We start from the raw sequence: 17,751 nt of genomic DNA, 5'->3' as shown, positions 1-17,751 counted from the left end.
TTTTCTATTAATTTAGCACAATGCGAAATTTCATTACATATGAATGGTTTACCATTGCCACAATAATAGGATTGTTTGCAATTGTAGCCGCTAAGTTTATAAATACTTTAAGATTTAACGACTTCTTATACGTTGTAGGAAATTCTAAATACCTTAAAATATATTCTAAAGATCAGAAGTTTGTTGACCTGTTTGACAGTCTGCTATTTATAAACCTAACCTTATCACTGAGTATTTTTGTATGCTTCGCCTATTCAACGTTTGTTACTCCTTTTGAATTTGAATTAGCATCATTCTTAAAAATAATCATTGCCGTTGCTGCAGTAGTCATTATAAAAACACTTGTAGAACGATTAATAGGAAGTCTTTTTGAAATTGACAACCTCATCGATGACTATTTATTTGAGAAAACAACATTTGTAAATTACTCTGGTTTAGTGTTTTTAGCCTCAAATTTATTTTTACTGTACACTGACATCTCATCAAAAATTATCATAATCTCAACTTTGGTTATTGTTTTTATAATAAACCTCATTGGATTTTTAACTTCATTTAAAAACTATCAAAAATTAATAAATCCCAATTTTTTCTATTTTTTGTTGTATCTTTGCGCTCTCGAAATTGGGCCTTATGTACTTTTATATAAGGTAATTAGGGAGTATAACACTTAAACAACAAAAGGTTTACATATGAAAGTGAAAACAATTTTAGTATCACAACCAGAGCCTAAAATAGAGAACTCTCCGTACTTTGATTTGCAAGAAAAGCAAAAAGTAAAAGTAGACTTTAGACCCTTCATTCATGTTGAAGGAGTTTCTGCTAAGGACATTAGACAACAAAAAGTTGACCTTAGTAAATTTTCAGCAATCATTCTTACAAGTAGAAATTCTGTAGATCACTTCTTTAGAGTTGCGGACGAAATGCGCTTTAAAGTTCCTGATTCTATGAAATATTTCTGCCAGTCTGAAGCTGTTGCTTACTACCTACAAAAATATGTTGTTTACAGAAAACGCAAAATTTATGTTGGTAAACGTACTTTTGAGGAATTGTCTCCTTTAATCAAAAAGTATAAGGATGAAACCTTCTTATTACCAACAACAGACAAGGTAAAACCTGTTATTCCTGAAACATTGGATAACTTAGGTGTAAACTGGAAACAAGCTACTTTTTACAAAACTGTAATCAGTGACTTATCGGATTTGGCTGATGTGTATTACGACATCTTAGTATTCTTTAGCCCTTCTGGAATTGAATCATTATTTCACAATTTCCCAGATTTTAAGCAAAACAATACAAGAATCGCTGTATTTGGAAACACAACTGTTAAGGCTGTAAAAGAAAAAGGACTACGTGTAGATATTGCTGCACCAACACCTGAAACACCTTCTATGACCATGGCACTACAGAAATATATTGATTCTGTAAACAAAGGTAAATAGGAAGAAAACTTATAGAATAAAAAAGCGAGTCTAAATTTAGACTCGCTTTTTTTATTCATTTCATACAAGATAAAACACCTAATACTGTAATTTTTCAAATTATATAATTCATGATTGTTTTACAAAAACATAATTTCCATCAGGTATAGAAATACGTGCATTGGGATCATCTCCATCACTGGTGTAATCATAGATGCAGGTTTCTAATTTTTCTATGCCATCATTATTTATATATCGTAAAATAACCTTTCCTGAAGTATATTGGTCGTTAGGATCTTCTATACTTAAAGTGATTTTTATCTCGGATGAAGTACTGTTGTCATCGCAATATGTTGGTAAATTATAGGTAAAAACACCACCACTTAGATTATGCTGAAAACCTGAAATAGTACTACTATCAAAATCTGCTAAAGTATTTACCTCTTCTATACCGTTTTCTATATATTGATATTCACCGACTAATAAATCTATGTAATAATTATTAGTTGTTTGATATTGTTCTTCTTTTTTAAGTTTAAAAACAACCTCCGTTGAACCATTAGTGTATTTCCAAGTACCGGTAAACTTTTCTAATTCGTTATTAACATCTTTCTTATAATAGTCAGATGTGAATTCATAATCCTGCTCGCTACCTAATGGTACAATTATCGTTTGCGCTTTGCAAGATATTATTCCTGTACAAAACAAGATTAATAATAAAATTTGTTTCATATATTATGGTTTTAACTAAACCCAATCCTATAATACTATTGCTTTACCAGCACATATTCTCCATAAGGAACTCTTATACTTTCTGGTGCACCCTCGTATGGTAATACTGCTGAACCTGAATCATATAACCGTACTTTTAATTTCTCTACACCATCCTCGGTATATTGCCTAACAGCTATTTCGCTTGAAAGATATTTACGTTCTGGATCTAAAAAACTTAACACAAATCGAGGTTCTCCATCATCACACTCTGGGCATCTTGGGAACCAATTTTTTTGAATCAACGCATTACCTTTAACTGTATGCTTAGCATCATTAGTATTGTTAAATTCAGGTAAATAATTTGCAAGCTCTACCCCATCCTCAACATACCTGTAATCTCCAATTAAGTTGTCCCTGTAGTCTCTACCATTATAATACATTGTTATTTTTCTTAAGGAAATGGTAAGAGATGCGTTACCGTTCTCATATTTCCAAGTGCCTTCAAATGGGTTCAATAGGTTGTCTACATCTTTTTGGTATGAACCTTCGGTAATCTCCTAATGGAATTATAGGGCTCTGAGCTTTACAGGATAAAAAGCTGAATATTATTAGTATTAAAAGTATATATTTCATAATTATTGTTTCACAAAAACATAATTTCCATCAGGTATAGAAATACGTGCATTGGGATCATCGCCATCATTAGTATAATCATAAATACACGTTTCTAATTTTTCTATGCCATCATCATTTATATGTCGCAAAATAACCTTTCCTGAAGTATATTGGTCATTAGGATCTTCTATACTTAAAGTGATTTTTATCTCGGATGAAGTACTGTTGTCATCGCAATATGTAGGTAAATTATATGTAAAAACACCACCGCTTAGATTATGCTGAAAACCTGAAATAGTACTACTATCAAAATCTGCTAAAGTATTTACCTCTTCTATACCGTTTTCGATATATTGATATTCACCAACTAATAGATCTTGATAGTTAGAATTAGGTGATGTTTGATAATGTTCTTCTTTTTTAAGTTTAAAAGTAATTTCTGTATTATTATTTTGAAACTTCCATGTGCCTATAAATTTCTCAAATTCGTTATTTAAGTCTTTTTCATAACAGTTAGTATCTTCAGGCGGACATGTTTCACTACTTTGTAAAGGTTTTATTACGGATTGAGCCTTACAATAAGACACTGTTAATATCAAAACAATATTTAGTAAATATCTCATTATTGTTTGGTTAACGTATATACACCCAAAGGCAACCTATATGTAGTATGCTCTTGTGGCTCGCCGTTATTTATAGTAATGTTTCCTACGTCCTTAAATCTTATGTATATTTTCTCTACACCATCTTCTTCATAATGACGCATATAAAATTCAGGACTAGATCCTTCTATATCACGTTCAGGATCACCCCATCCTCCTGTAATTACAATATCATTTGGATTACATAGATCACCACATAATGGATCACCATATTTACTAATATAGTCCCCAATAATATTATATTCATAAGGATTGCTATGGTTTGCACTTAAATTCATTAAAGTATTTACAACGGTTGAGCCAAATTGAATGTACTTGTATTCGCCCACTAGGGCATCTGTATAAAAGTTATCTCCTAAATCCTGTATGTGAATATTGGTTTTTTTTACAAACTGTATTTCTAAGCTTGTTGTACCATTGGTATATACCCAAGTACCTTCAAATCGATTAAAATCATTATTAGTATCTTTAAAATAATAACCATCTTCACCATAATTTTCTGAACTATAAATTGGCTCTTCAATAATTTGCGCTTTGCAAGATATTATTCCTGAACAAAACAAGATTAATAATAAAATTTGTTTCATATATTATGGTTTCAACTAAACCCAATCCTATAATACTATTGCTTTACCAGCACATATTCTCCATAAGGAACTCTTATACTCTCTGGTGCACCCTCGTATGGTAATACTGCTGAACCTGCATCATATAACCATACTTTTAATTTCTCTACACCATCCTCGGTATATTGCCTAACAGCTATTTCACTTGAAAGATATTTGCGTTCTGGATCTAAAAAACTTAACACAAATCGAGGTTCTCCATCATCACACTCTGGGCATCTTGGGAACCAATTTTTTTGAATCAACGCATTACCTTTAACTGTATGCTTAGCATCATTAGTATTGTTAAATTCAGGTAAATAATTTGCAAGCTCTACCCCATCCTCAACATACCTGTAATCTCCAATTAAGTCGTCTCTGTAGTCTCTACCATTATAATACATTGTTATTTTTCTTAAGGAAATGGTAAGAGATGTGTTACCGTTCTCATATTTCCAAGTGCCTTCAAATGGGTTCAATAGGTTGTCTACATCTTTTTGGTATGAGCCTTCGGTAATCTCCGTTCCGTAATCTCCTAATGGAATTATAGGGCTCTGTGCTTTACAGGATAAAAAGCTGAATATTATTAGTGTTAAAAGTATATATTTCATAATTATTGTTATTTTAATTACATGGATTTGGTTCAATTATATCAGAATCGTTTAATGTTAGCTTTGTCCAATTAGTTAAATCTTCACTAGCTTTATATAGAGATATACCTATACCACCACCATTGTTAAAGTTGTTCATAAACTTTAAAAAAGCATGTTGGTAATCACTATCTGAACCGGTAGGATGTCCAGAAGCAAAGTCTTTAAAATCTCTGTAAGCATTTTTAAGAGGACGACCAAACTCTTTGACCTCATCTGTACCATCCTCATTAGCATCAAGATAATCATTATAAATTGATCCCAATTGAGACAAGAGTAAGGGATTGTCTATCTTAATAGCATATACCCCTTTAGTAGATACTAATACGTGCACAAACAACGAAGGGTCTGTAATATTGCCAGTATCATAAGTGTCATAAAACTTCCAAAGGTTTAAAATGTCCTCGGGTGAAAAGAAGGGGTGTCCGTCACCATCATTTGGGTGTAAGTGCAGCCCACCATAATTATTTATTATAAACTTATAACGTATGCTTCTACTAGAAGGATTGCTAACAGGATTTGCATAACCTTGTAGATTGGCATTATGTAAAAGGTTATATCCTTGCTCTAAATTATTGTTAGGATCTATAGTATTACTAATTTCATTTTTTAAATTAATAATGGCTTGTCTTGGTGAAATTGATGGCGGTGTAATGGGGTAATTTGGTATTTCAATAAGCTTGTTGAGCTCCTCACAGTTTTTCTGATCTACCGAGGTAATCAATTGCCCTTCATTTTCATCTTCATCATCAACGGTAATACAATTTCCTTCAGTATCTATAATACCTACATAGGTCTGTCCGTTTATAATTCTCTCGCAAGGCTCGTTTGGCTCAGGGTTAGTATTTACTGCTGAGTTACCACCACCTCCACCACCGCCAGATGGTCCTGGGTCTATGCTTGCATCTTCTTCTTCCGTACAAGTAGTGGTACAAGACTCATAAGTATATGCCCATTGGTCTATACTTACACCTGTGTTACAAGCTTGACCTGGCGCATGATTGCCACTTGCAGAGCAATTAACTGATATAGTTTCACAAGTTCTTCTGCAACCGCTCTTAGATAAGATTGTAGATACGGTACCAGAGTCTAAATCCGTAATTATTGCCTTAGACTCTTCGCCCACATAAGAACCACTGTAAATATCCAAGAATTCCTGCTGGTTAATGTCGTATTGTACAAGATATTCATCATAGCTCTCTGTATCAACATTATAGTGCAAAACAATATTCTCTATATAATATTGTGGGTTTGTCCTTAAAAGTTTAAAGGTATAAGTATGCGTTTGCGCATAGGTCATGTATAGAATTTCATCAGTGCGTATGGTTACACTATCTATATCTAAACTTTTCTGAAGTACTTCACCTTTTGTATTAAGCTTAATCCTAAGCTTGTTTATTTTATCATCAACCTTTGTAAAATGAGGTATCACTTCAAACGGTAGTCTTCGACTAATAACATCTTGAATGTCTGTGGAAGATTCAGTACTTTCTGAACCGTCATCTTTCTGGCAACCTAAATACAAAGTCAACAAAACTAGACCAAGTACAACAAGTAAAATTTTATGTTTCATATAAATGATTAGTTTAATTGTTACTAATCATTCTTAGGAGGATAATCCAAATATAGTCACAACATTTTAAAATAACACATCTTAAATGTTAAACTTAAAAAGTCATCTTTTTGTAGCTAATTTTATAAAATAGATTTCATGATTCAAAAAATTACATGCATTCAAATTTCTAGATAAAAAAAGCGAGTCTAAACCTAGACTCGCTTTTTTGTTTTAATATATTTATATTAAACCTTAAAAATTGTAACGCTGAGGCCCTCCTCTTCTTACTTCTTCAGAAGCATAAGATTCAAACTTTTTAAAGTTTTCTCTAAATGCGTTAGACAGCTTAAATGCCATTTTATAGTAAGCTTCATCATCATTCCAAGTTGTTCTAGGACTCAACACTTCTGTTGGTACACCTGGACATGTTCTCGGTTGTGCTACACCAAATACTGAATGAATATGGTAATGATCGTAATCGTATAAGCCAAGATCACCATTAAGTGCTGCATTAATCATAGCACGTGTGTATTTTAACTTCATACGTGTTCCTACTCCATAAGGACCACCTGTCCAACCTGTGTTAACAAGCCAAACATTTACACCTGCTTCTAACATTTTTTTACTTAGCATTTCTGCATATTCCGTAGGATGTAATGGCATAAATGGTGCGCCAAAACACGCAGAGAAAGACGGCTGTGGTTCTACAACACCAGCCTCAGTTCCGGCAACCTTAGCTGTATAACCAGAAATAAAATGGTATGCTGCTTGCGCAGGAGTTAATTTAGAAATAGGAGGCAAAACACCAAAAGCATCTGCTGTTAAGAAGAATATGTTCTTTGGATTTTTACCAATAGACGGTTGTTTAATATTTTCAATATGATAAATTGGGTAACTCACACGTGTATTTTGTGTGATTGAAGTATCAGCAAAATCAACTTCGCCTTTATCATTCATTATTACATTTTCGAGAATAGCCCCTTTTTTAATCGCACCAAAAATTTCTGGTTCTTGCTCTTCCGATAGATTTATGACTTTAGCATAACAACCACCTTCAAAGTTAAAAACGGTGTTTTCTTTAGTCCAACCATGCTCGTCATCACCTATTAAACTTCTATTAGCATCAGTTGATAAGGTAGTTTTTCCTGTTCCTGAAAGTCCAAAGAAAATAGCTGTATCACCATCTTTACCCACATTAGCACTACAGTGCATTGGTAAAGTTTCTTTGAATACTGGTAAAATAAAGTTAAGTGCAGAGAAAATTCCCTTTTTTATCTCACCTGTATAACCCGTTCCGCCTATTAAAGCAATTTTACGTGTAAAATCTAAAATGGCAAAATTGTGTTGACGTGTACCATCTACCTCAGGATCTGCCATAAAACCTGGTGCATTTACCACTGTCCATTCAGGTGAAAAATCCTTTAATTCTTCTTCTGTAGGACGTAAAAACATATTATAGGCAAACATGTTGCTCCATGGATATTCGTTTATAACTCGAATATTCAATTTATAGTTTTCATCAGCACAAGCATAACTATCTCTTACAAATATTTCTTTTCCAGAAAGGTAGTCTACAACTTTATCATATAGTTTTTGAAATTTATCACTATCAAAAGGAATGTTTATGTTTCCCCACCAAACTTTATCTTTAGTTATATCGTCCTTTACAATAAACCTGTCCATAGGAGAGCGACCTGTAAACTCGCCTGTATTAACAGCTAAAGCTCCAGATGAGGCTTCTTTACCTAATCCTTTAGAAATTGTTTCGGCATGTAATTGGTCTGATGATAATTGATAATTGACTTTGGCATTTTGGATGCCATATTGGTTTAACGAAATCGTTTTCGTTGATTGAGTATGGTTTACCATAATTTTTGTGTTGTTTTTAGACTATAAAAGTAAAACTTTATTTTAAAACCGACGTTAAGTACTACATTAATCGACCTTATTTCTCATAATCCCGATTAACATCACCACCCAAGCTAAAATTAAAAGCAATCCTCCTATAGGAGTAATCATAGCAATTGTCTTAAAATCAAAACTTGAGAGTTCGTTAGTTGCCAGTCCGTAGATGGATCCAGAAAAGAAAATGACACCTAAAATTGTAAGCCAAAAAACTATCTTTTTAGATTTTGAATTAAGAAAGTTAGTAGCGCCCAAAATCAAAAGAAAAAAAGCATGATATATTTGGTAGCGTACTCCTGTTTCAAAAGTTTTTATAGCCTCTGCATCTACTAATTTCTGTAAGCCATGAGCCGCAAAAGCTCCAAGAATAATGCCTAATATACCAAAAATAGACCCTGTAATCAATAACTTCTTGTTCATAAGTAAAAATAGTTTTTGGGTTTAATTTCCCTTTTGTATTTATTACATTCGTGCATTGCAAAAATAATTATAATGCGAAAAATTTTAGTCATTGGTGCTGGAAAATCCACATCATACCTCATAAAATATCTATTAGAAAAATCGAATACAGAAAAACTTCATATTACGATTGGAGATCTCAATGTAGAACAAGCTAAAAAACTTATTGGCGACCACCCTAAAACCGATGTTATACACTTAGATGTTTTCGATTCTGAAAGCAGATCTAAGGCCATAAAAAATGCTGATATTGTAGTTTCCATGCTTCCTGCTCGTTTTCATATTGAGGCAGCAAAAGATTGTATTACATACAAAAAGCATATGGTTACTGCTTCCTACGTGAGTAACGAAATGCAAGAACTCGATACTGAAGCTAAAGCGAACAATTTGGTATTTATGAATGAAATCGGAGTAGATCCAGGTATCGATCATATGAGTGCCATGAAAGTTATTGATAACATAAGAGATGAAGGCGGAAAAATGATATTGTTTGAATCATTTACTGGTGGACTTGTTGCACCTGAAAGTGACAATAACCTCTGGAATTATAAATTCACATGGAATCCTAGAAATGTAGTGGTTGCTGGACAAGGTGGCGCTGCCAAATTTCTTCAAGAAGATCAATTTAAATATATTCCTTATCACAGATTATTTAGACGAACTGAATTCTTAGATGTTGATGGTTATGGGAGATTTGAAGCTTATGCCAATAGAGATTCATTAAAATATCAGGATGTATACGGTTTAGAACATGTAAAAACGCTTTACAGAGGTACCATGAGACGCGTTGGGTTTAGCAGAGCCTGGAATGTTTTTGTTCAACTTGGGATGACGGACGATAGTTACACAATAGACGATAGCGCTAATATGAGTTATCGTGATTTTGTTAATGCCTTTTTACCATACAGCCCAACAGATTCTGTTGAGCTTAAATTTAGACATGCCTTAAAAATTGACCAAGATGATATTGTTTGGGATAAATTTTTAGAATTAGACCTTTTTAATCCTAAAAAAATGGTTGAATTAGAAAAGGCAACTCCGGCTCAAATCCTTCAAAAAATATTAATGGATAGCTGGACGCTTAGTGAAGAGGATAAAGATATGATTGTGATGTATCACAAGTTTGGATACGAACTAGACGGAAATAAATATCAAATCGATTCTACCATGGTTACCCTTGGTGAAGATCAAACCTATACAGCGATGTCTAAAACTGTTGGTTTACCAGTAGCGATAGCAACCTTAGCCATTTTAAACGGAACTATAAAAACTCCTGGTGTACAAATACCTATTTCAAAAGAGGTTTACGAACCTATTTTGGAAGAATTGAAAAATCACGGAGTAATGTTTAAAGAAACTGAAGTTCCTTATTTGGGCTATAACCCATTGAACCTATAGATTTTTACATTACACATATTCTAAGCCTATAATTTTAAAGTAAATTACTATTTTTAACTTTCATTTTTTAAACCAAAGCTTCATATGAAAGTTAATGATAAAGGTATTTACATAGACGGTATCGATAAAAAGATTCTTAGAGCATTGATGGAAGATGCCAGAACTCCAGTACTTGAAATAGCAAGAAATGTTGGTATTTCTGGTGCTGCCATACATCAAAGGCTTAAGAAACTTGAAAAATCTGGTTTACTTGCTGGTTCTAAGTTTATCATTAATCCAAAAGTATTAGGTTACACCACAATGGCTTTTGTTGGTATCTATCTAGATAAAGCGGTTAGCAATCCTGAAGCTGTAAAACAGTTACAGAAAATTCCTGAGGTTATAGAATGTCATTATACCACTGGTCATTGGAGTATTTTTATTAAAATTCTTTCAAAAGACAACGAACATTTAATGCATGTTTTAAATTCTGAAATTCAAAGTATAAAGGGTGTTTCAAGAACTGAAACATTTATTTCTTTGCAACAGCAAATCAATAGACAAATTAAAATATAAATAAAGCCCTTCAGAAATTTGAAGGGCTTTATTTTGATTCAATTCCTACTTCTATGTTGTTGGATTTGGAATTACAGCATGTACTTCATCAATAGCTTTTAGAATATCTTCTGACAACTCAACGTTAATACTATCTATATTCTCTTCAAGTTGCGCAATATTAGTGGCGCCAATAATATTACTAGTTACAAATGGTCTTTGATTTACAAAAGCAAGAGACATTTGTGCTAGCGTCATTCCATTGTCTTCTGCTATTTGCAAATATCGCTTTGTTGCTTCTGCACATTGTGCGCTGCTGTATCTTGCAAATCTTGGAAACAAATTTAAACGTGAGTTTTCATCGTCTAAACCTTTAACATACTTTCCTGATAACACACCAAAAGCCATTGGAGAATAGGCTAAAAGACCTATCTTCTCTCTGTGAGAAATTTCAGCTAAATCACCTTCAAATGTTCTATTCAATAAAGAGTATGCATTTTGAATGGTAATCATTTTCGGTAAATCACCATGTTTAGATTCTTCAAGGTAACGCATGGTTCCCCAAGCTTTTTCATTTGATAATCCTATGTGTTTTACTTTTCCAGATTTAATGATGTCATCTAAAGTATTTAAGACCTCATTAAAATTATCTTCCCATGCATCATTTGGATTATGTTTGTAATCTCTAATCCCAAAAGTATTGGTTGGGCGTTCTGGCCAGTGTAATTGGTACAAGTCAATATAATCCGTCTGTAAGCGCTTAAGACTATTATCAACCGCTTCATTGAGCGCTTCTTTACTAAAACCTGTTGTTCTAATATGTGCTGTATAATCACCTGGGCCAGTAATCTTGGAAGCCAAAACAACTTTGTCTCTATTACCTGTTTTAGCAAACCAATTTCCTATAATTCTTTCGGTTTCTGCATAAGTTCTCGCCTCTGCTGGTACAGGATAAAGTTCAGCGGTATCAAAAAAATTAATGCCTTTATCTAAAGCCAAATCCATTTGAGCAAAACCCTCTTCTTGCGTGTTTTGATTGCCCCAAGTCATTGTACCGAGGCAAATTTTACTCACTTTTATATCTGTGTTTGGTAGTGTTGTGTATTTCATGTCTAGTCAAGTTTTGTCATCCTGAACTCGTTTCAGGATCTCATTAAGTATTTGTATCTACACTTCGACTGCGCTCAGTGAGACAAAACACTTTCAAAAAGCAAAAGTAAAAAGACCTTTGATTTAATTTTAAAATCAAAGGTCTAAATCTATGTTAAGCTTTTTTAAAGAATTAGATTTCTGCCTGAGGCGTAATGACAACCGTATGTTATTTTATAACCTAATTATTTAATCGAAAACTAATTTTATGGGCTTTATGTTTCGAAACGGCTCCTTTTCATGAGCATATTGAAGTACATCAAATGCAATAGCAGACTTATTCTTTTCTATTTCTGAATTAACAACACCTTCCAAATAATCTATTGCAAGAGCACTACAAGCATAATAATCCAAGAGTATAAAATCACTATTTTCAAATGCAGCTTTAATAATTAAAGCTTTTCTCTTCTCAAAGTCTAATTGATTATACTTATCTGTTAAATTAATCATCAATTCTTCAGCAATACGTCTTGCTACTTTTAATTTGATTTTCTTTTTTCCAACTAAGTATCCTTTAACACTTAAAGGTGATAAAAATTCAATTATTTCGTTTGGGTGATAATTCTTAGCCCAAGTCAAATCCTTTATTTGCTTCTGAAATCTTTCAATTAAATATAATGTCAAATCGAAATCCAATGGTTTTCCCAAATAATCAAAGTTAGGAACATAAATCCTAATTAAACTACCTTTTTCTAATTGAAATTCTGGAACTTTAATTCCATTAATTATAAATTCCGGACTTCTAAAAACCACATTTATTTTTATTAAATATCATTCAATAACTTAGAAATCTCGTCTAATTTTGGTGTTAGTATCACCTCTATTCTACGGTTTTTTGCTCTACCTTCCGATGTATCGTTTGATGCAATCGGAGCGTATTCACCACGACCTGCTGCTGTTAAGTTCTCAGGATTAATAGAGTTATTTTCTCTTAGAATGTTCACAATAGCCGTTGCACGCTTAGTTGATAAATCCCAGTTTCCACTTAATTGTGCATTTCCTTTATATGGCACATTATCCGTGTGTCCTTCTATTAAAATTGCAATATCTGGGTTTTCAGCAAGCACACTTCCCAATTGTTTTACAGCTTGTTTTCCTTGAGCACCAACATACCAGCTACCAGATTCAAAAAGCAATTTGTTTTCCATAGACACATAAACTTTTCCATTACGCTGTTCTACCGTAAGCCCTTTACCTTCAAAATTGGTTAAAGCTTTAGAGATAGCATCCTTAAGTGCTCTCATATTAGCATCTTTGGCTGCGATAACATTTTCTAATTCGGCAACACGTTGCGAACGACTCTCTAATTCTTTCTTTAACTTTTCTAAACGTTCGTTTTCTGCCGCCAAGGCTTGTTCTTTAGCTTCAAGTTGCGCTAAAAGCTCTCTGTTTTTCTTTGAGTTTTTAGCGATTTCAGCTGAACTGTTTTTTTCTAAGGCTTCATACGATGCTTTTAAATTATCTAAATTTGATTTTGTCGCAGTGTATTCGCTCTGAAGTCTATCGCGCTCAGCTACAGCTTCATCATAAGCCGCTTGGAGTTTATCCAAATCATTGTTAAGCTTAGTATTATCTGCAGATAATGTTTCAACTTCATCTGTTAAGCTTCGGTTTTCCTTTTTAAGATTAGCATATTTATCCTCGAGATCTGTGTATATTTTTTTGGACACACATGAAGAAAAAAGTGCCATGGACACTGCTAAGACTGAAAGTTTTTTAATCATTTTATTTTTAGGTTAAGTTATATTAAATGTCTAATTCTAATAAAATAGGGCAATGATCACTATGAACCGCCTCTGTTAGTATAACGCTACGTTTAATTTTTTCTTGTAAAGGTTCACTCACCATAGCATAATCTAACCTCCAACCTTTATTATTTGCTCTGGCATTGGCTCGGTAACTCCACCAAGAAAATTCTTGTTTTTCAGGATGAAGATATCGGTAACTATCTATAAATCCACTGTCTATAAATTCTCCGAGCCACTCTCTTTCTTCTGGTAAAAATCCTGACACTCCTTTCATTTTAGGATTGTGGATATCAATTTCTTCATGACAGATATTATAATCTCCACAAACCACAAGGTTGTGCTTTTCTTTTTGAAGTTCATTAAGGTATTCCTGAATCAAATTCATATATTCAAACTTATGTGATAACCTGGCATCATTAGTTCCGGATGGTAAATACATACTCATAACCGAAACCTCATCAAAGTCTACTCTGATATTTCTACCTTCAAAATCCATAGACTCTATACCTGTCCCAAACTCTACATGATTCGGTTTACTTTTACACAAAATGGCCACTCCACTGTAACCTTTTTTCTGCGCGCTAAACCAATAATTATATTCGTAACCTGCCTCTGTAAACAAGTCTAAATCGAGTTGATCTTCCATAGCTTTAATTTCCTGAAGGCAAACCACATCTGCATTTGTGGCTTTCATCCAATCTATAAAACCTTTATTTATTGCCGCTCTTATCCCATTAACGTTGTAAGATGCTATCTTCATATCGCTTTCTAATTGCTAATTTTTATAAAATTTTTCGGTATTCTGCTAAAATAAATAATAGAGTACTTTTACACTATTATTTTACGTCTATTTTAACGATAAAATATTTACTGTTTTAAGAAGTTATATCTTTAGATGAAAACCGCTTTTTCCTTATTATTTTTTATCATTTCTTTTGGTGCTTTTGCTCAGAAGAAGGATCCTAATTTTAAGGTAAAGCGCATCGCTGTAAAAGACTCCATAATTATTGATTCTGTTAGTATAAATCCCACACGATTTGCACTGAAAACAAAGCAGAATAAAATTATAGATACCTCGCTTTACAATATTGACTTTGCAAAGTCAATCTTAAAATTTAAGCAGCCTGTAGAATTTGATACTATACAAGTTGAATACTTACGTTATCCCGAGTTTTTAACAAAAGTATACAAGCAATTGGATGATGATGTTATAGTAGAACGCTCTTCAAACAGCCTAAAAAAACTATACAGATTAGAAAACAGTAACAAGCAGAATTTGTTCACGCCTTTTGATGGCCTTACTACTTCTGGAAGTATCTCTCGAGGAGTGACTATTGGTAACAATCAAAATTCGGTTTTAAACAGTGAATTAGATCTTCAGATTTCAGGGAAGTTAAGTGATAAAGTCTCATTGCGTGCTTCTATTCAAGATGCAAATATTCCGTTGCAGGAAAGTGGCTATTCGCAACGTTTAGACGAGTTTGACCAAGTTTTTATTGAACTTTTTAGTGATGATTGGAATATTAGAGCTGGTGATATTGATTTAGTAAACACCAACAGCTATTTTGCTAACTTTTCTAAACGTGTACAAGGGCTTTTGGTAAGTGCCAACATTAGCGATAAGACTTCTGTTTTTGCTTCTGGCGCCTTGGTTAGAGGACAATTCACCACTACGCAATTTACGGCTCAAGAAGGTAACCAAGGGCCATACAAACTTAGAGGTGAAAACAACGAACTCTATGTACTTGTAGTTTCAGGAAGTGAAACCGTTTATGTAAATGGAGTGCCTCTAGAACGCGGCGAAAATAACGATTACATTATTGATTATAATGCTGGTGAAATTATTTTTAACTCCACATTTCCGATTACTTCCGAAATGCGAATCACCGTAGATTATCAGTTTAGTGAACGTAATTATTCCAGATTTACTGTTTTTGGAGGTGGAAGTTACAATAGCGAAAAGCTTAACCTAAATGTATCTGTATATTCTGAAAGTGATGCTAAAAATCAACCGCTTCAACAAAATTTATCTACTGAGCAAACTCAAATTTTAGCTGATGCTGGCGACAATACAGATTTAATGGTTGCTCCTTCCGCTTCGCTTGAAAGCTATTCTGAAAATAGAATCTTATACCGAAAAGAGCTTGTTGGCGGTGAGGAAATCTTTGTGTTTTCCAATAATCCTGAAGACGAATTATACAGTGTAAGGTTTACTTTGGTTGGCGCTAATCAAGGCAACTACATTCTTAGCAACGATAATGCAGTAAGCAATATTTATGAATATATAGCTCCGATTGGTGGAGTACCTCAAGGGAATTACGAACCTATTTCTAGACTTATCGCTCCTGAGCGTTTACAGATTGCTGTTTTAAATGGTAATTACAAACCTTCAGAACGAACTGATGTCTTTTTTGAATTGGCAGGAAGTAAAAATGATTTAAACTTATTTTCAAGTTTAGATGATGATGACAATGATGGTTTTGCTGGAAAATTCAAATTGAAACAAAATCTTATAAAAACTGACAGTCTATGGAATTTAGATGCCATCATAGACACAGATTTTATACAGGAAAATTTCAGGACAATTCAGCGTTTGTACAGACCAGAATTTAACCGAGATTGGAACTTAGATGATTCCGAAAATAATTCGAGTTATTTAAATTATGGTAACCAATTATTATTTACTTCAGGTTTACAGTTATCACATTCCAAAAAAGGAATCGCTCAATACAATTTTGAGCATTTAAGTTATGCTGATAATTTTAATGGTAATCGCCATAATATCAACGCGAATTTACGTTTAGGGAATTTTAGATTTTTCACAAATTCTAGTTTTTTAAATAATGAAAGCACTATTAACCGTTCTACATTTTTAAGATCCTATAACAGATTAGTTTACGGCAAAAAAAATAAATGGGTTGGCACTAAATTTTCTACTGAAGACAACGAACAAGTTGTTATGGCTACGGATTCCCTAACACCGTTGAGTCAAAAATTCAGAGCATACGAAGCCTTTGTTGGTATTGGAGATAGCACCAAAGTTTATGCAGAAGTTGGGTATATTAAACGTTTTAATGATAGTCTTAGAAACAATAGTATAACTAGAGTAAACAGCTCTAACACCTATTATTTAAAGTCTATATTGATTCAGAATAAAAGCACCAACCTTCAACTTTTTGTTAATTACCGAGATTTAAAATCCGAGGACGAAACCATTGAAAGTGAGCAGAGTCTTAATAGCCGTTTAAGTTTCAACCAAAAGTTATTTAAAAATATCGTTATTTGGAATACCAATTTTGAAACCAATTCGGGTACATTGCCACAACAAGATTTTACTTATGTTGAAGTTGAAGCCGGACAAGGAGCTTACACATGGATAGATTATAACAACAATGGTATTCAAGAATTGGACGAGTTTGAAATCGCACAATTTCAAGACCAAGGCAATTATATTCGTGTGTTGCTTCCTAACCAAGTTTTTATTCGTACACATCAAAACAGATTGAGTCAAACTCTAACACTCAATTTTCAACAATTGAGTAATTCTGAAAATAAGTGGAACAAATTTTTCTCTCATTTTTACAATCAAACCTCATTTTTAATCGATAGAAAAGTACGGAGAGAAGGCAATAATTTTAACCTAAATCCTTTTAAAGAGGATGAAGAAAATCAACTCGGACTTAACAATAGTATTAGAAATGTGTTGTTTTTCAATAGAGGAAAGCAAAATTACACAACCTCTTATACCTTTTTGAGTAACACAAGCCGAAACTTATTATCTATCGGGTTTCAAGAAAATCAGCTGAACAGTCACCAACTAAATTTTAATCATAAATTTGCTACAAGTTGGCTTATAAATCTTCTTGGAAGTTTAGGCACGGATGAAAGTATCAGTGAAAATTATACAAGTAGAAATTACAAAATTGACGAAACACAATTTCAGCCTAAACTATCTTATATTTTTAATGAAAATGCCCAATTCAATGTGTTTTATCAATACACTACAAAAGAAAACACCAACGGAAACTCAGAAGCTCTTAGCCAAAATAATTACGGTCTGTCATTTACCTACAATAATGCGCAAAAAATTGGTTTGACAGGTGAATTCAATTTCTTTCAAAATGAATTTGATGGTGACTCTAACACGCCTGTAGCTTACCAAATGCTTGAGGGTCTTCAACCTGGAAAAAACTTTACTTGGAGTTTATTGGCACAAAAAAAGCTTACCAAATTTCTAGATTTAAACCTTAATTATTTCGGAAGAAAAACCGAAACTTCAAGAACTATACACACAGGAACGATTCAATTGAAAGCTTATTTTTAAGATTATTCATTCATA

General features: G+C 33.1%; 17 protein-coding genes. 5 read left to right on the top strand and 12 right to left on the bottom strand.

The window, feature by feature from the left end:
- Positions 1 to 20: 20 nt before the first annotated feature.
- The gene (locus AC2H4K_RS09490) at positions 21 to 671 is read left to right on the top strand and encodes a DUF4271 domain-containing protein (protein ID WP_281139136.1); all 651 of its coding nucleotides are present in this window, start codon (positions 21 to 23) and stop codon (positions 669 to 671) included.
- An 18-nt stretch (positions 672 to 689) separates the two neighbouring features.
- Entirely contained in the window at positions 690 to 1,439 is a 750-nt protein-coding gene (locus AC2H4K_RS09485) for a uroporphyrinogen-III synthase (protein WP_281139137.1), read from the top strand.
- A gap of 108 nt (positions 1,440 to 1,547) precedes the next feature.
- Here AC2H4K_RS09485 and AC2H4K_RS09480 read toward each other — a convergent pair whose 3' ends face one another.
- From AC2H4K_RS09480 to AC2H4K_RS09445, 8 genes are all read right to left on the bottom strand, one after another.
- The gene (locus AC2H4K_RS09480) at positions 1,548 to 2,150 is read right to left on the bottom strand and encodes a DUF6705 family protein (protein ID WP_281139138.1); all 603 of its coding nucleotides are present in this window, start codon (positions 2,148 to 2,150) and stop codon (positions 1,548 to 1,550) included.
- A 35-nt stretch (positions 2,151 to 2,185) separates the two neighbouring features.
- A complete protein-coding gene (locus AC2H4K_RS09475) occupies positions 2,186 to 2,686 on the bottom strand; it encodes a DUF6705 family protein (protein WP_348634888.1) in 501 nt (166 codons plus the stop codon).
- Between the two features lie 81 nt (positions 2,687 to 2,767).
- A complete protein-coding gene (locus AC2H4K_RS09470) occupies positions 2,768 to 3,370 on the bottom strand; it encodes a DUF6705 family protein (RefSeq protein ID WP_281139140.1) in 603 nt (200 codons plus the stop codon).
- The gene (locus AC2H4K_RS09465) at positions 3,370 to 3,996 is read right to left on the bottom strand and encodes a DUF6705 family protein (RefSeq protein ID WP_281139141.1); all 627 of its coding nucleotides are present in this window, start codon (positions 3,994 to 3,996) and stop codon (positions 3,370 to 3,372) included. Before AC2H4K_RS09465 ends, AC2H4K_RS09470 begins: the two co-directional genes overlap by 1 nt.
- Positions 3,997 to 4,031: 35 nt before the next feature.
- Positions 4,032 to 4,625, bottom strand: coding sequence for a DUF6705 family protein (locus AC2H4K_RS09460; RefSeq protein WP_281139142.1), 594 nt, complete (start codon positions 4,623 to 4,625; stop codon positions 4,032 to 4,034).
- Positions 4,626 to 4,638: 13 nt separating this feature from the next.
- Positions 4,639 to 6,237, bottom strand: a complete 1,599-nt coding sequence (locus AC2H4K_RS09455) for a hypothetical protein (protein ID WP_281139143.1) — start codon at positions 6,235 to 6,237, stop codon at positions 4,639 to 4,641.
- Positions 6,238 to 6,471: 234 nt separating this feature from the next.
- Positions 6,472 to 8,088 (bottom strand): phosphoenolpyruvate carboxykinase (ATP), encoded by a 1,617-nt coding sequence (gene pckA / locus AC2H4K_RS09450; RefSeq protein WP_281139144.1) that lies wholly within the window; start codon positions 8,086 to 8,088, stop codon positions 6,472 to 6,474.
- 66 nt (positions 8,089 to 8,154) lie between these two features.
- Positions 8,155 to 8,544, bottom strand: coding sequence for a DUF423 domain-containing protein (locus AC2H4K_RS09445; RefSeq protein WP_281139145.1), 390 nt, complete (start codon positions 8,542 to 8,544; stop codon positions 8,155 to 8,157).
- 72 nt (positions 8,545 to 8,616) lie between these two features.
- Between AC2H4K_RS09445 and AC2H4K_RS09440 the strand changes: the two genes are divergently transcribed.
- Positions 8,617 to 9,981 carry a saccharopine dehydrogenase family protein gene (locus AC2H4K_RS09440; protein ID WP_281139146.1) on the top strand — a complete coding sequence of 455 codons (1,365 nt, stop codon included), beginning with the start codon at positions 8,617 to 8,619 and terminating at the stop codon, positions 9,979 to 9,981.
- Between the two features lie 84 nt (positions 9,982 to 10,065).
- A complete protein-coding gene (locus AC2H4K_RS09435; protein ID WP_281139147.1) occupies positions 10,066 to 10,536 on the top strand; it encodes an Lrp/AsnC ligand binding domain-containing protein in 471 nt (156 codons plus the stop codon).
- A 51-nt stretch (positions 10,537 to 10,587) separates the two neighbouring features.
- On the opposite strand, the gene AC2H4K_RS09430 is transcribed toward AC2H4K_RS09435, so the two are convergent.
- The 4 genes from AC2H4K_RS09430 to AC2H4K_RS09415 form a co-directional block, all read right to left on the bottom strand.
- Entirely contained in the window at positions 10,588 to 11,625 is a 1,038-nt protein-coding gene (locus AC2H4K_RS09430) for an aldo/keto reductase (RefSeq protein ID WP_281139148.1), read from the bottom strand.
- A gap of 228 nt (positions 11,626 to 11,853) precedes the next feature.
- Entirely contained in the window at positions 11,854 to 12,417 is a 564-nt protein-coding gene (locus AC2H4K_RS09425; RefSeq protein WP_281139149.1) for a hypothetical protein, read from the bottom strand.
- A gap of 11 nt (positions 12,418 to 12,428) precedes the next feature.
- Positions 12,429 to 13,388, bottom strand: coding sequence for an OmpA family protein (locus tag AC2H4K_RS09420; RefSeq protein ID WP_281139150.1), 960 nt, complete (start codon positions 13,386 to 13,388; stop codon positions 12,429 to 12,431).
- 22 nt (positions 13,389 to 13,410) lie between these two features.
- Entirely contained in the window at positions 13,411 to 14,172 is a 762-nt protein-coding gene (locus AC2H4K_RS09415; RefSeq protein ID WP_493742359.1) for an exodeoxyribonuclease III, read from the bottom strand.
- Positions 14,173 to 14,307: 135 nt separating this feature from the next.
- Here AC2H4K_RS09415 and AC2H4K_RS09410 point away from each other — a divergent pair, with 135 nt between their 5' ends.
- Positions 14,308 to 17,736 (top strand): DUF8818 domain-containing protein, encoded by a 3,429-nt coding sequence (locus tag AC2H4K_RS09410; RefSeq protein WP_493742358.1) that lies wholly within the window; start codon positions 14,308 to 14,310, stop codon positions 17,734 to 17,736.
- Positions 17,737 to 17,751 lie beyond the last annotated feature (15 nt).

The sequence above is a fragment of the Winogradskyella sp. 266wxhm genome (assembly GCF_058964685.1).
Note: the sequence above shows the minus strand (reverse complement) of the source record. Positions and strands in the feature narration are given on the sequence as shown.